Source organism: Promicromonospora sp. AC04 (genome assembly GCF_003058225.1).
GTDB lineage: Bacteria > Actinomycetota > Actinomycetes > Actinomycetales > Cellulomonadaceae > Promicromonospora.
The window spans coordinates 483,069-497,109 of record NZ_QBUG01000001.1; the positions used below are offsets into that span (position 1 = coordinate 483,069).

At 73.3% G+C, this 14,041-nt stretch carries 14 protein-coding genes and 1 riboswitch; of the genes, 12 read left to right on the forward strand and 2 right to left on the reverse strand.

From position 1 onward, the window contains the following. The first annotated feature begins 141 nt into the window (after positions 1-141). The 6 genes from C8K30_RS02070 (at position 142) to C8K30_RS02090 (ending at position 5,964) form a co-directional block, all read left to right on the forward strand. A complete protein-coding gene (locus C8K30_RS02070; RefSeq protein WP_108491212.1) occupies positions 142-1,842 on the forward strand; it encodes an urease subunit alpha in 1,701 nt (566 codons plus the stop codon). A 181-nt stretch (positions 1,843-2,023) separates the two neighbouring features. Further along, the gene (locus C8K30_RS02075; protein WP_233256924.1) at positions 2,024-2,794 is read left to right on the forward strand and encodes an urease accessory protein UreF; all 771 of its coding nucleotides are present in this window, start codon (positions 2,024-2,026) and stop codon (positions 2,792-2,794) included. 50 nt (positions 2,795-2,844) lie between these two features. Then, complete coding sequence (locus C8K30_RS30885; protein WP_199230366.1) at positions 2,845-3,027, forward strand: hypothetical protein; 183 nt, start codon at positions 2,845-2,847, stop codon at positions 3,025-3,027. After that, positions 3,009-3,701 (forward strand): urease accessory protein UreG, encoded by a 693-nt coding sequence (gene ureG / locus C8K30_RS02080; RefSeq protein ID WP_369939132.1) that lies wholly within the window; start codon positions 3,009-3,011, stop codon positions 3,699-3,701. Before C8K30_RS30885 ends, ureG begins: the two co-directional genes overlap by 19 nt. Before the next feature lie 286 nt (positions 3,702-3,987). Further along, positions 3,988-4,752 carry an urease accessory protein UreD gene (locus tag C8K30_RS02085; protein WP_158280903.1) on the forward strand — a complete coding sequence of 255 codons (765 nt, stop codon included), beginning with the start codon at positions 3,988-3,990 and terminating at the stop codon, positions 4,750-4,752. A gap of 87 nt (positions 4,753-4,839) precedes the next feature. Beyond that, the gene (locus C8K30_RS02090) at positions 4,840-5,964 is read left to right on the forward strand and encodes a high-affinity nickel-transport protein (RefSeq protein ID WP_108491215.1); all 1,125 of its coding nucleotides are present in this window, start codon (positions 4,840-4,842) and stop codon (positions 5,962-5,964) included. 39 nt (positions 5,965-6,003) lie between these two features. On the opposite strand, the gene C8K30_RS02095 is transcribed toward C8K30_RS02090, so the two are convergent. After that, a complete protein-coding gene (locus C8K30_RS02095; RefSeq protein ID WP_108491869.1) occupies positions 6,004-6,870 on the reverse strand; it encodes an NAD(P)H-binding protein in 867 nt (288 codons plus the stop codon). Between the two features lie 88 nt (positions 6,871-6,958). On the opposite strand from C8K30_RS02095, the gene C8K30_RS02100 reads away from it, so the two are divergent. Continuing rightward, the gene (locus tag C8K30_RS02100; RefSeq protein ID WP_108491216.1) at positions 6,959-7,381 is read left to right on the forward strand and encodes a helix-turn-helix domain-containing protein; all 423 of its coding nucleotides are present in this window, start codon (positions 6,959-6,961) and stop codon (positions 7,379-7,381) included. 76 nt (positions 7,382-7,457) lie between these two features. On the opposite strand, the gene C8K30_RS02105 is transcribed toward C8K30_RS02100, so the two are convergent. After that, positions 7,458-7,844: a MarR family transcriptional regulator gene (locus tag C8K30_RS02105; protein ID WP_108491217.1), complete on the reverse strand. Its 387-nt coding sequence runs from the start codon at positions 7,842-7,844 to the stop codon at positions 7,458-7,460. Positions 7,845-7,929: 85 nt separating this feature from the next. On the opposite strand from C8K30_RS02105, the gene C8K30_RS02110 reads away from it, so the two are divergent. The 5 genes from C8K30_RS02110 to C8K30_RS02130 all read left to right on the forward strand — a co-directional run bounded on the left by C8K30_RS02110 (position 7,930) and on the right by C8K30_RS02130 (position 13,959). Further along, a complete protein-coding gene (locus C8K30_RS02110; protein ID WP_158280904.1) occupies positions 7,930-8,985 on the forward strand; it encodes a substrate-binding domain-containing protein in 1,056 nt (351 codons plus the stop codon). A gap of 121 nt (positions 8,986-9,106) precedes the next feature. Next, entirely contained in the window at positions 9,107-10,447 is a 1,341-nt protein-coding gene (locus tag C8K30_RS02115; RefSeq protein ID WP_108491219.1) for an FAD-binding oxidoreductase, read from the forward strand. A 204-nt stretch (positions 10,448-10,651) separates the two neighbouring features. Further along, positions 10,652-10,806: riboswitch (cyclic di-AMP (ydaO/yuaA leader) on the forward strand. Position 10,807: 1 nt separating this feature from the next. Further along, positions 10,808-11,620 (forward strand): C40 family peptidase, encoded by an 813-nt coding sequence (locus C8K30_RS02120; RefSeq protein WP_108491220.1) that lies wholly within the window; start codon positions 10,808-10,810, stop codon positions 11,618-11,620. A gap of 228 nt (positions 11,621-11,848) precedes the next feature. Next, positions 11,849-13,273, forward strand: coding sequence for a cytosine permease (locus tag C8K30_RS02125; RefSeq protein ID WP_108491221.1), 1,425 nt, complete (start codon positions 11,849-11,851; stop codon positions 13,271-13,273). Next, positions 13,270-13,959 (forward strand): cysteine hydrolase family protein, encoded by a 690-nt coding sequence (locus tag C8K30_RS02130; RefSeq protein WP_255415694.1) that lies wholly within the window; start codon positions 13,270-13,272, stop codon positions 13,957-13,959. The genes C8K30_RS02125 and C8K30_RS02130 overlap by 4 nt, the downstream gene beginning before the upstream one ends. Positions 13,960-14,041 lie beyond the last annotated feature (82 nt).

Sequence of the window (14,041 nt, forward strand, 5' to 3'; positions counted from 1 at the left end):
TGGACGCGGCCCTGGATGCCGACTGCAGACCTGGTTGCGGCTGGTGGGCCGCAAACCGCGACCGAGTCTGCAGTCGTCGGCCGAGCGTGGGCAAAGTCTGCAGTCGGCCAGGGCTGTCGCGAACGAGCAGGGAGAACGCTGATGGCGTGGGTGGATCGCGAGCGGTACGCCGCGCTGTACGGCCCGACGGTCGGCGACCAGGTGCGCCTCGGCGACACCGACCTGTGGATCGAGGTCACCGAGGACCGCACGGCCGGCGGCGAGGAGGCGGTGTTCGGCGGGGGCAAGTCGATCCGGGAGTCGATGGCGCAGTCGACCCGCACCCGCGCGGAGGGCGCCCTGGACACGGTGATCACCAACGCCGTCGTCCTGGACTGGTGGGGCGTGGTCCGGGCCGACGTCGGGGTGCGCGACGGGCGCATCGTCGCCCTGGGCCGGTCGGGCAACCCGGACGTCGCCGACGGCGTCCACCCCGACCTGGTCATCGGGCCGTCGACCGACGTCATCTCCGGCGAGGGCAGGATCCTCACGGCCGGGGCCTTCGACGCGCACGTCCACCTGCTCTCGCCGTCGCAGCTGCACGAGGCGCTGGCCACGGGCATCACGACGGTCGCGGGCGGCGGAACCGGTCCGTCCGAGGGCTCCAAGGCCACGACCGTGACGGGGGCGGGGCACCTGCGGCACATCCTGCGCGCCCTCGACCCCGTGCCGGTCAACGTGCTGCTGCTCGGCAAGGGCAACACCGTCAGCGCCGACGCCCTGGCGGAGCAGGCCCTGGCCGGCGCGGGCGGCTACAAGATCCACGAGGACTGGGGCGCCACCCCGGCCGCGCTCGACGCGGCCCTGGGCGCCGCACAGGAGTGGGGCCTGCAGGTCGCCCTGCACTCGGACTCGCTCAACGAGGCGGGGTTCGTGCAGTCGACGATCGACGCCATCGGCGGCCGCTCGATCCACGCCTTCCACGTCGAGGGCGCGGGCGGCGGGCACGCGCCCGACATCCTGACGATCGCCGGGCTGCCGCACGTCATCCCGGGCTCGACCAACCCGACCCTGCCGCACACGGTGAACACTGTGGCCGAGCACCTCGACATGCTCATGGTCTGCCACCACCTGAGCCCGGCGGTCCCGGAGGACCTGGCGTTCGCCGAGTCCCGCATCCGCGCGACGACGATCGCCGCCGAGGACGTGCTCCACGACATGGGCGCGCTGTCCGTCACGTCGTCCGACGCGCAGGCCATGGGCCGCATCGGCGAGGTGATCACCCGCACGTGGCAGGTGGCGCACGTGATGAAGCACCGCCGCGGCCCGCTGGGGAGCTCGGAGCCCGCCGACAACGAGCGCGCGCGCCGCTACGTCGCCAAGTACACGATCAACCCGGCGATCGGGCAGGGCATCGACGCCCACGTGGGCTCGGTGGAGCCCGGCAAGCTCGCGGACCTCGTCCTGTGGGACCCGCGGTTCTTCGGCGTCCGGCCCGACGTCGTGCTCAAGGGCGGCGTGATCGCCTGGGCCGCGCTGGGCGACCCGAACGCGTCCATCCCGACGCCGCAGCCGGTGCTGCAGCGTCCCGCGTTCGGGGACGCGATAGCTGCCGACCTCTCGCTCGCGTTCGTCGCCCCGGCCGCGATCGAGGACGGGCTCGCGGACCGGCTCGGGCTGCGGCGGGAGCTGGCCGCCGTCGCGCCCACCCGCGACGTCGGGAAGGCGGACATGCGCAACAACGACGCCCTGCCCCGGATCGACATCCGGCCGGACACGTTCGAGATCCGCGTGGACGGCGACCTCGTCGAGCCCGCCCCAGCCGTCCGCCTGCCGCTCGCCCAGCTCTACTCGATGTTCTGATGAACGTTCAGGGTCGCCGAACCGCAACGACATGCCGACGTGCGGCGTGGCACCGGCGTGTCGTTGCGGTTCGGCCAGACGGCGCACTATCAACTTGCGGTTCGGTGGGTGGGATCGTCACCAACTTGCGGTTCGGCCACACCACGCCCCGGCCTTCCGGCGCTGGACCTCGAGGTGGCGCGTGACCTCAGCCCACGCGCTCTCGGTGGCGATGCTGCTCGCGGACGCGCGCCTGCCCAGCGGCGGGCACGCGCACTCGGCGAGCCTCGAGCCCGCGCTGCTGGGCGGCATGCCCACCAGCGAGGTGCCCGCCTGGCTGTTCGGGCGGGCGACCACGGTGAGCCTCGTGGAGGCCGGCACCGCCGTCGTGACGGCGCGGCTGCTCGCCGGGACCGCCGTCGGGGAGCCGCGCGGGACGCCCGGCGGGACCGCCGTCGGGGAGCCGCGCGGGGTGCCCGACGGCGTCCGGCCCGCCGGCGCCTTCGACCTCGCCGACGTCGTCCGCGCCTGGGCGGCACGGACGCCCGCGCCCGCGCTGCGCGACGCCGCCCGCCTGCTCGGGCGCGGGTACCTGCGGCTCGCGCGCACGCTGTGGGCGGATGCGCCCGCCGTGCGGGCGCTGGTCGCGCACGACGCGGCCCACGGGCCACTCCCCCGAGCGGTTGTGCTGGGCGCTGTCGCCGCGGCGACGGGCCTGCCCGCCGCCGACACCGTGCGCCTCACCGTCTACGACGACGCCCAGACGGCGGCGTCCGCCCTGCTCAAGCTCGAACCGCTCGACCCGGTCACGCCCGCGCGCTGGGTCCTCGAAGCCTGCGCCGCGGCGGAGCAGCACGTGCTGCGCGTCGCGGCGTGCACCACTCCGGAGGACATCCCGGCCTCCGGTTCCCCGCAGACCGAGGGCTGGGCACAGGCCCACGCCCTCCTGAGCCAAAGGTTGTTCCGTGCCTGATTCCGCCGTTGATCCCGTGTCCGCTCCCGCTCCCGCTCATATTCGTGCGCTTGCTCCCGCTCCCGTTCCTGCGCCAGCTCCTGCACCTGCACCTGCACCTGCACCTGCGCCAGCTCATGCACCTGCACCTGCACCTGCACCTGACCTTGTGCTCGACGACGGCCGTGCCCCCGCCGCGCGCGCCCTCCGCCTGGGAGTCGCCGGGCCCGTCGGCGTGGGCAAGTCCTCCCTGATCGCAACGGTCTGCCGGGCCCTCGGCGCCGAGCTGCGTATCGGCGTAATCACCAATGACATCTACACCGACGAGGACGCGCGGTTCCTGCGCTCGGCGGGCGTGCTCGAGCCCGAGCGCATCCGCGCGGTGGAGACCGGCGCCTGCCCGCACACCGCGATCCGCGACGACGTCACGGCGAACCTGCTGGCCACCGAGGACCTGGAGCGCGACTTCGACCCGCTGGACCTCGTGATCATCGAGTCGGGCGGGGACAACCTCACGGCCACCTTCTCCCCCGCGCTCGTCGACGCCCAGATCTTCGTGCTCGACGTCGCAGGCGGCGGCGACGTCGCCCGCAAGGGCGGTCCCGGGATCGGCCGCGCCGACCTGCTCGTGGTGAACAAGACCGACCTCGCGCCGCACGTGGGCGTAGACGTCGACCGGATGGTCGCCGATGCATCCGCGGCGCGCGAGAACCGCGCCGTCGTGGCGCTCTCCCGCAGCGACGACGCCTCGGTCGCCGAGCTGCGCGCCTGGGTGCTCGGCGTGCTGGCCAGCTTCCGCGCGGGCGCGCACGTCGCCCAGGACCCGGGCCCCATGGCGCCGCACTTCCACGCGGACGAGGACGGCGGAGGCTACGTGCACAGCCACGACGACGGGGACCACTCGCACGACCACTCCCACGCCCACTGACCAGCAGATGCTGAGCACAGGCCCGCCCATGCCGGACGCGTTGCCGGATGCGCTTATGCCGGACGCGCCCATGCCGGATGCGCCGGACCCGGACGCGTTGCCGGACGCGCCGGACTCGAACGCATTGCCGGAGGCACCAGACCTCGACGCATTGCCGGACGCACCAGACCCGGACGCATTGCCGGAAGTGCCGGACGGGAGCCCAACGACTGCGGTTCCGCGGGCGCCGTCGACCCCGCGAGTGACCCGGGTTGCGGTCGAACGCCCGACGGGGTTCGGTGCACCCGTGCGTGTCCGGACCTCCGACGGCCTGCTGGCAGCGCGCCTCGTCGCCCGCGACGGGACGCGCGCGGAGGTCGCGCTCGTCGCGGGCGGCGCCATGCTGCTCGGCGGCGACCACGTCATCGTCAGCGTGCGGGTGGACCCCGGGTGCGCGCTCACGCTGACCGACGTCGGCGGGACCGTGGCGTACGACGGCGACGGGAAAGCCTGCCGATGGGACGCCGACATCCGCCTCGGGCCGGGGGCGGGCCTGACCTGGGCGGGGCTCCCGTTCGTCGTGGCGAGCGGCGCCGACGTGCGCCGCACCACGACAGCGCGGCTCGCCACCGACGCCCGCCTCACCCTGCGGGAGACCGTGGTGCTGGGCCGGTCCGGCGAGTGCGGCGGCCGGATCACCCTGCGCACCGACGTCGCCGACGACGTCGGCCCGATCCTGGTCGAGGAGCTGACCGCCGCGGGCGACCACCCGGTACCCGGCGTCCTCGGCGACCACGCGGTGATCGACACCGTCACCGACGTGCGTGGAAGTCCCCCCGACGGCCCCGGCGACCCCGGCGGCCCCGGCGGCCCTGACAGCTCCGACGGCCGCGGCGGGCCCGACAGCTTCGACGGCCCCGGCGGGCCCGACCGCCCTGCGCCGGCGCCGGACCTCGACGGCGCGGTCACGCTCCGCCTGGACCGCGGCGGAACCCTGACCCGCTGGCTGGGCCCCGCCACCCACCTCAGCCCCCTCGACCTGGCTCCTGACTTTGGTTCAGCAGGCCAATAACAGCCGGAAAACCCAAAGAAATGGCTCTGCTGAGCCTGCTGAACCACAGTCAGGAGCCCGGCCGGGCGAACACACCCTGGAGGACAGATGACCAGCACGCATACCGACCAGCTTCCCGACCTGCCGGCCCGCCGCGAGCGCCGGGGCGCGACGGTGCCTGTCGTCGTGGCGCTGCACGTCGTCGGGATCGGTGGACTGGCCGCGACCCTGGCGGCGGACGGCGGTACCGGGGCGATCACCGTGGCGATCGGGCTGGCGGCGTACGCGCTGGGGCTGCGCCACGCGTTCGACGCCGACCACATCGCGACCATCGACAACACGACGCGCAGGCTGGTCCGCACAGACCGGGACGCACGCGGGGTCGGGCTCTGGTTCTCGCTGGGGCACTCGACGGTGGTCCTCGGCGCCGCTCTGCTCCTCGCGCTCGGCGTGCACGCTCTGGCTCCGCTGCTCGACGACGAGTCGTCGCCGCTGCGCCGGGCCACCGGCGTCTGGGGGCCGCTGGTCTCGGGGACGTTCCTGCTCGTGATCGCGGCCGTCAACATCGCCATGCTGCGCACCGCGCTGCGCGCGCGGGCCGGCGGCGCCCCAGGAACCGCCGCCCCAGGAACCGTCGCCCCGAGGACTGCCGCTCCGGGAAGCGCCGCTCCAAGAACCACCGCCCCAGGAGCCCACACGCACCACGCCGGCGGCCCCGTCACCTGGGTGCTGCGCCGGTTCGAGTGGTCCACGGACCGGCCGGCCCGGATGTACGTCGTCGGGCTGGTGTTCGGGCTCGGGTTCGACACGGCTACGGAGATCGGCCTGCTGGCGATCACGGCGTCCGCCGCCGTCGGCCAGGTCGCGTGGTACTCAGCGCTGCCGCTCGCGGTGCTGTTCGCCGCGGGCATGTCGCTGCTGGACTCGGCCCAGGGCGCCGTGGCCCGGCGTGTCTATGCGCGGGCCGGGACCGGCGGCACGAGCTCGTCCGGCGCCGGCGCCCCCGTACGCGCGCTGGTGCGCTACGACGTGGTCGTCACGGGGGTGTCGGCGCTGGCCGCGCTTGGGATCGGCCTGGTGACGCTGGTGCAGGTCGCTGTTGAGCACGCCCCCTGGCTCGGCTGGATGCCGGGAGCCTCCGTGAGCCTCGAGCCCTACGGCGTCGTGCTCACCGTGGTGCTGCTGCTGATCTGGGGCGCCGGCTCGATCGCCGGCGTCCGATCGAGCCGCTGAGTGCGACCAGCGCGAGCACCTCCCGGCAGCGTTCGCCAGTCATCGAAGCGCCTCGGTCGGAGCCGGCAGACCACCCCCCGCGGCAGTCCGGCCGGGCCCGGGCCTCATGGCACCGGCGGCCGCCGCGGCCGTGGCCAGTGGGTCGGAGACCGGGCGCCCGAGGACGGCAGCGAGGTCGGAGTCGGCGCCGTCCAGGAAGCCGTGCCGGACGGCGGTCGCGATCGAGACGAGCATGGGCGGCTGGAACGGCAGCAACCCAGGCATGTCGTCGAGGAGCCTGCGCCGGTACTCACCCAGTCCGATGGACCGGTGCGTGACTCCTAGCCGGCCGGCGACGTCCGCCGTCGTGATCGGTGTGCCGGTCAGCTCGTAGACACGCCCGCTGTGGCGTGCCGGATCCGCTGCGACGACCGCCGCGGCCTCGGCGAGGTCCGCACGGGCGACCGCGGCCACGGCCCCGTCCCCGAACGCGGACTCCATCCCGTCGTCGGCCCACATCAGCAGACCGCCGACGAGCTCGGCGTACAGGCCGTTGCGCAGGATGGTCCACGGCAGGCCGCAGGCGCGCACGAGCCGTTCGGTCGCACGGTGCGCCGCCGCGAAACCGAGGTGGTCGCCCGCGCCGGTCAGGCTCGTGTAGATGACGTGCCGGACGCCGTCCCGGGCGGCAGCGTCCAGGACTGCCGTGTGCCGCTCGACGACCTGGTCGTCCTCGGCATAGCCGGCTGAGACCAGGACCAGCGTCGAGACACCGGCAAGGTCCAGACCGGCCCGGTCGTCGAAGTCGAGCCGCCGCATCCCTTCGCTCGGGTTGCGGCTGCCCCCTGTCGCGATCGCGCCGCGCGCACGCAGCGCAGCCAGCGTGGCCGAGCCGAGGTTTCCGTTCGCTCCGGTCACCAAGATCATGTCGGTCACACGTCTCCCGTCGTGGTTCTCTTTGGTAACTACGCTTGATCCTGATTCGCCGATGCAGGGCCCACAAGGAGGCAGTTTGATGTCACCCACGCACACCGAGGTAACCGCCGCACCCGCCGACCTCGATCCCTGCGGCTACGACGGTCACCCGGACTGCGGGATCCGCGACGTGCTGGACCGCATCGGCGACAAGTGGTCGGTACTCGTGGTCGTGGAGCTCGCCGGTGGGCCACGCCGCTTCCGGGAGCTGCAACGCGCGATCGACGGCATCTCGCAGCGCATGCTCACCCTCACCGTGCGCAGGCTGGAGCGCGACGGACTCGTCCTCCGCACCGTGTACGCGACCGTGCCGGCCCAGGTCGACTACCGGCTGACCGAGACCGGGGCCAGCCTGACCCACCTCGTCGAAGCGCTCGCCGGCTGGTCACTCGCCCACCGAGCAGTCATCGCCGAGGCGCGGCACCAGTACGACCGGGCTCACCCCGACCACGACATCCGGTGACGGCGACCGCCGTCGCCTCGCCCGGCGTGCCCCCGGAGGAACCCGCAACCAACCTGGTGGCCCGGGCCGTCGGCAGCTAGCCCTGCGCCAGCCGCGCCGTCAGGCGTGCGAGGACGTCCCGGCCGCGGGACGAGAGGTAGACGCGGATCACGCGGCGGTCCAGGCCGTCGACCTCGCGGTAGACGAGGGCCTTGGTCAGGAGATCGTCGACCCGGCGGCCGAGCGTCGCCTTGTCGGCGAGCACCGCCTCGCGCAGCTGCGACATCGTCAGGCCGTCGCCCGCGCCCAGGACGTCCAGGACCAGCCACTCGTCGAGCGTGTAGCCCTCCGGGCCGAGCGCCCCTGCCGCGTTCCGGGCGGCCCGCCGGGCGGCCAGGACGGACTCGCGCAGCAGCACAGCAGCCATCGCGTCATCCACGTCGTCGTGGGGCTTGGCCGTGACCGTCTCACCAGCAGTCCGCATGATCGCGTGCCCTTCCTGTGTGCTCGTACACTACCCGCCAACACAGGCCGAGCCCAGAAAGGGCCCATCACCGGGACGGGGCGTCATGTCGGACTTCGTCATCGGTGCCCTCCTGCACTTCCAGGGCCCCGGCGGCATCTACGGCCCGTCGTGCCAGGCCGTCACCGAGCTGGCCGTGGCCGAGATGAACGCGACCGGCGGGATCCTCAGCCGCCCGGTGCGCGCCGAGTTCCTCGACGCGGGCCAGCAGCTCCCGGTCCTGCGGCGTCAGGTGGCCAGGGCGCTGACCGCCGGCAGCATCCACGCGCTGACCGGCTGGCACACCTCGGCGGTGCGCAACGCCGTCGTGCCGCTGGTGCAGCGGCGGGTGCCCTACGTCTACCCGGCCGCGTACGAGGGCGCGGAGACCCGGCCCGGCCTCTACGTCACGGGAGAGGTCCCCTCGGCCCAGCTCTTCCCCGCCATCTCGCGGCTCCGGGCGGAGCTCGGCGTGCGCAGCTGGTACGTCGTGGGGGACGACTACGCCTGGCCGCGGCGCACGTTCCAGGTGCTGTCCACGCAGGTCGCCTCCCTCGGGGTCCAGTTCGCGGGCGCCCGGTTCCTGAACGAGCAGGGCGCGAGCGCAGCGCAGCTCGCCGGCGTCGTGCACGACATCGAGGCCTCGGGCGCCGACGGCGTGCTGATGCTGATGGTCGGGCAGAACGCGGTCCGGTTCAACCGGGCGTTCGCCCGGGAGGGCCTGGACGAGCGGATGGTCCGCCTGAGCACGCTCATGGAGGAGAACATGCTCATGGGCAGCGGCGTGCGCGGAACCGCCAACCTCTTCTCGACGGGCGGCTGGTTCCGGAGCCTGGCGACGGGCGAGGCGCTCGATCTGATCGGGCGCTACACCGCCCACCACGGCGTGCATGCCCCCGCCGTCGGGGCCGCGGCGGAGGCCTGCTACGAGGGGATCTTCGCGCTGCGCACGATCGTCGAACGGGCCGGGAGCGCGGCCGTGGCCGCGACCGACCGCTCGGTGGACGGCGTCGTGTACGAGGGGCCGCGCGGACCGATGCGGTTCCAGGGCAACCACGCGGAGCACCGCCTCTACCTCGCGCGCGCCGAGGGATTCGACTTCGACCTCATGGGCGAGCTGTAGGTCCCCGTTCCGCCGCCGTATGGCCTCGGTCACATCGGCACGCTGTCACACCGGCCGGGTCCGGGGAGTCATGACTTCGTTCGGTGCGGCACGCAGCACCACCCCCTGTGGAAGGAACGTCATGTCTTCAGCTCTGGAAACCCTGCGCCGCGACTTCGGCGGCGACATCATCGAACCCGGCGGGGCCGAGTACGAGTCGGTCGGCCGCGCGAAGCTGGTATCGGGCAGCCCTGCCTACGTCCTGCGCCCCAAGACCGTCGGGGACGTGCAGGCGGCCGTCGGGTTCGCCGTCGGCTCGGAGCTCCCGCTGTCCGTCCGCGGCGGCGGCCACAGCTTTCCGGGCTTCGGCACCAACGACGGCGGCGTTGTGATCGACCTGAGCCAGCTCGCCGGCGTCGAGATCGTCGACGACGAACGGCACGTCGTGCGGATCGGCGGCGGCGCCGTCTGGGGTGAGGTCGCGGCGGCGCTGGCCCCGCACGGCCTCGCGATCTCCTCGGGCGACACCAGGAGCGTCGGCGTCGGCGGGCTGACGCTGAGCGGCGGCATCGGCTGGAAGGTCAGGAAGTACGGCCTGGCCCTGGACAACGTGGTCGCGGCGGAGGTGGTCACGGCCGACGGCGGGGTCGTGGCCGCGAGCGCGGACGAGAACCCCGAGCTGTTCTGGGCGATCCGCGGTGGCGGCGGCAACTTCGGGATCGTGACCGCCTTCGACTTCGTGGCGCACCCGACGACCGACGTCTTCTTCGGCAAGGTCACCTTCCCGGCGTCTCAGGCGCCCGAGGTGCTGCGGGGCTGGGCGGACCACCTGCGCACCGCCCCGGAGGAGCTCACGTCCATCGCGAACCTCGCCAACCCGTTCGCGGGCGGCCCCGAGGCACCGGTCGAGATCCACGTCGTGTTCGACGGCGACGACCCGGAGCTCGCGGCCCAGGCACTCGACCCGATCCGCCGGCTCGGGACCGTCGTCGACGACGACGTCGCGCTGACGGCCTACGCGGACGTCCTCGTGGAGGGCGCGACCCCGCCGCCCGGAATCCGGGTGCTCGCCCACTCCGGGTTCGTCGACACGGAGTCCGTGCCCGACGTCCTGCGGATCCTGGCCGAGGCCGGGACGTCGCAGGGCTCGCCGTCGATCTCGATCCGCAGCGTCGGCGGAGCCGTGTCCCGGGTCCCGAGTGGTGCCACCGCCTACGCCCACCGCCGGGCGGAGCTGATGGTCACCACGTTCGCCGGGGGCCCGGAGCCGGTCCTGGCGACCGTCCGGCCGCACCTGGCCGCGATCTGGGGCAGGCTCGCGCCGCATCTCGACGGCGCGTATGCGAACTTCCTCACAACGGCCACCGAGGAGGACGTGGCCGCCGTCTACCCGGCGGACACGTACCGGCGGCTCGCGGCGGTCAAGGGGCACTACGACCCCACCAACCTGTTCGCCCACAACCACAACGTTCGGCCCGAGTAGCCGGCCCTGGCAGGCGGGCGCCGTCCGCTGCCGGGACGGCGCCCGCTTCGCTTATCTCATGACGGACAATCCGGTCAAGCCTCGCATCGGCCGACTCTGCGTCCGTGATGCGATTGTGACTTTCTCGCCGATCCGGGTTACGGTCGGTCCCGCTCGCGGGTAGTCCGTGGGCACTCGAGGCGGACGCCGAGCCCTGTCACCGCCGCGAGAACTGCACCGAACAGATGACAGGGACGGGGGAACCAAGTAATTGGGCACCATCCGGTGCCCTTGGGGTGAAGCCGCACAGGTAGTACGCGGCCGGGTCATTCTCCGATCCGAATCCGACAGCTCACCTCGCAGGCGTCGGGAGAAACCGACGTGACTACTCGCACGCCCGGGCGCCATCGTGCTGCCCACACCATCACCCCGTTCACCCCGCTCACCCGCGCCGCCGCGCGCGGCCTCTCCACCACCGCCCGCCGCAGCGCGATCGTCGCGGCCGGCTCGGGACTGATCGTCTCCCTGCTCGCCGGTCCCGCGAGCGCCGCCCCGGTTGCCGAACCCGATGCCACCACTGCCGAGCTCGACGCCGTGACGCTCGACGCGGCGAAGAAGGCCACGCAGGAGGTGGCAAAGGCGGAGCTGACCACGGCAAAGGTCGACACGGCACCGGCCGTGAAGGTTGCCGCCGACGCCAAGCTCACCATCGAGACCGGGACCATCAAGGTGACGCCGGCACCCGAGCCGGAGCCGGAGCCCGAGCCCGAGCCCGTCGTCGAGGCCGAGCCCGCCGAGGAGGAGGTCACGGCGACGGCCGTCGCCGAGGAGCCCGCGGAGGAGGCCGCCCCGGCGTCCGCCTCCGGCTCCGCGATCGTCGACATCGCCATGCAGTACCTCGGCGTGCCCTACGTCTGGGCCGGCTCGACCCCCGCCGGGTTCGACTGCTCCGGGTTCACGTCCTACGTCTACGCGCAGGTCGGCATCGACCTGCCGCGCACCTCCTCCGAGCAGCGCTACGCCGGTACCGTCGTCTCCGCGGCCGAGGCCCAGCCGGGCGACCTCATCTGGACCCCCGGCCACATCGCCATCTACGCGGGCGACGGCATGCAGGTCGAGGCGCCGGTCCCCGGCGAGACCGTGCGCTACGACGAGATCTGGCAGGACAGCCCGACCTTCATCCGCGTCGTCTGACGCTCCCGCAGGACCACGCCCGACCCCGAAGGGCCCCGCACCACTACCGGTGCGGGGCCCTTCGCCCGCCGTGGGGGAACTGACTGTGGTTCAGCAGGCTCGAGGCGTCCATGCCACCCGCAGTTCCGGCCCTCTGGCGCCTGCTGAACCAGAATCAGGAACGGCCGGGCAGGCGCAGCCAATCGCGGCCCTCGCCGCCACGCGGGTCCGAGTGGCAGGATCGCCACCATGAGCGCCCCCGCGAGCGTCGAGACCAATGCCCTGAACACCATCGACGAGACCGAGCGTCGCGGGTCGCCACGCAACCTGTTCTGGCCGTGGTTCGGGGCCAACGTGTCGGTGCTCGGGCTGGGATACGGCTCCTACCTGCTGGGGTTCGCCGTGTCGTTCTGGCAGGCCGTCGTGGTCGGCACGATCGGCATCGTGGTGTCGTTCCTGTTCTGCGGGTTCATCTCGCTGGCCGGGAAGCGCGGCTCGGCGCCCACCATGGTGCTGTCCCGGGCCGCGTTCGGCGTGCGGGGCAACAAGCTGCCGTCCCTGCTGTCGTGGATCCTCACGGTCGGCTGGGAGACGGTGCTCGTCGCGCTGGCCACGCTCGCGACGTCCACCGTGCTCGGGGAGCTGGGCTGGGGCGGCGGCACGGTCACCAAGATCATTGCCCTGGTGGTGGTCGCGGGCATCGTGGTCACCGCCGGCGTCTTCGGGTTCGACCTCGTGATGCGGCTGCAGGTCGTCATCACGGTGCTGACGGCCGTGCTCACCGTCGTCTACATCGTGCTGGTGCTCGACCACATCGACTGGGCCACGGTCGCCGCGATCCCCGCCGGCGGCAGCCCGCAGGTGATCGGCGGGCTCGTCTTCATGATGACCGGCTTCGGGCTGGGCTGGGTCAACATGGCCGCCGACTACTCGCGCTACCTGCCCCGCTCCGCCTCCGGGCGCGGCATCGTCGGGTGGACCACCCTGGGCGCCTCGCTGGCCCCGGTCGTCCTGCTCGTGTTCGGCCTGCTGCTCGCGGGCTCCGACCCCGTGCTGAACGAGGCGATCGGCGCCGACCCGATCGGGGCCCTGTCCACGATCCTGCCCACCTGGTTCCTCATCCCGTTCGTGGTGGTCGCGCTGGCCGGGCTGATCGGCGGCGCCGCCCTGGACATCTACTCCTCCGGGCTCGCGCTGCTGTCCCTGGGGCTGCCCGCGCCGCGCTGGGTCGCGGCCGCCATCGACGGCGCGCTCATGGTCGTCGGCGCGATCTACGTCGTGTTCGTAGCCGACTCCTTCATCGGCCCCTTCCAGGGCTTCCTCATCACGCTGGGTGTGCCGATCGCCGCCTGGTGCGGCGTCCTGCTCGCCGACATCCTGCTGCGCCGCCGCGACTACACCGACGCCGACCTGTACTCCGCGTCCGGCCGCTACGGATCGGTGAACTGGGCCGCCGTGCTCCTCGTCGTGGTCGGCACCGCCGTCGGCTGGGGACTGGTGACCAACACCTACGCGCCGTGGCTGGGTTGGCAGGGCTACCTGCTGGGCCCGATCGGCGGGGTCGACGGCGCCTGGGCGGGCGCCAACCTCGGCGTGCTCGTCGCCCTGGTCCTCGGCTTCGCCGGGACGCTCCTGCTGAGCGCCCGCGCGGTGCGCCGCCAGGAGGAACGATGACCGACGGCGGGACACGGGCCGACGGCGGAGCGGCCGCCCACGTACCGCCCACGGTCGGCGGCGCGGACGCCGTCCAGCGCGACACCGGCGTCGGGCCGGATGTCGCGCCGGGCGCGGCCGCCATCGTGCCGCCCGGACCGGACGCCGCCCTCGTCGTGATCGACATGCAGGACGTCTTCGCCCGCCCGCCGAGCCCTTGGGCCTCCCCCGACTACCCGACCGCGCTCGCCGGGACCTGCCGCCTGCTCCCCGCTTTCGCCGGCCGCACGGTCCTCACCAGGTACGTAGCCCCCGCCGTGCCCGACGGCGCCTGGCGCGCCTACTTCGACCAGTGGCCGTTCGCGCTCGTACCCGAGAACGACCCGCTGTACGAGATCACAGACCTCGCCGACGTCGTGGCCTCCGGGGCACCGGTCGTCACGCGCACGACGTTCGGCAAGTGGGGCCCGGAGCTGGACGCCGCCACCCGCGGGAGCGGCGAGCTGGTGCTCGCGGGCGTGGCCACCGACTGCTGCGTGATCTCGACGACGCTCGCCGCCGCCGACGCCGGCCGGCGGGTGCTCGTGGTCGAGGACGCCTGCGCGGGCTCGACCCCGGAGAACCACCAGCGCGCGCTGGAGATCATGCGCCTCTACGCGCCGCTGATCGAGGTGACGACGGTCGCCGAGATGCTCGGTGCCGGCTGACCCCGGCGTCGTGAACGCCTCGGCGGAGCGCGCAGTGCCGTTTCGATAGGTCGCTCCCCCACCCGAGCACCTGGACGCTCGG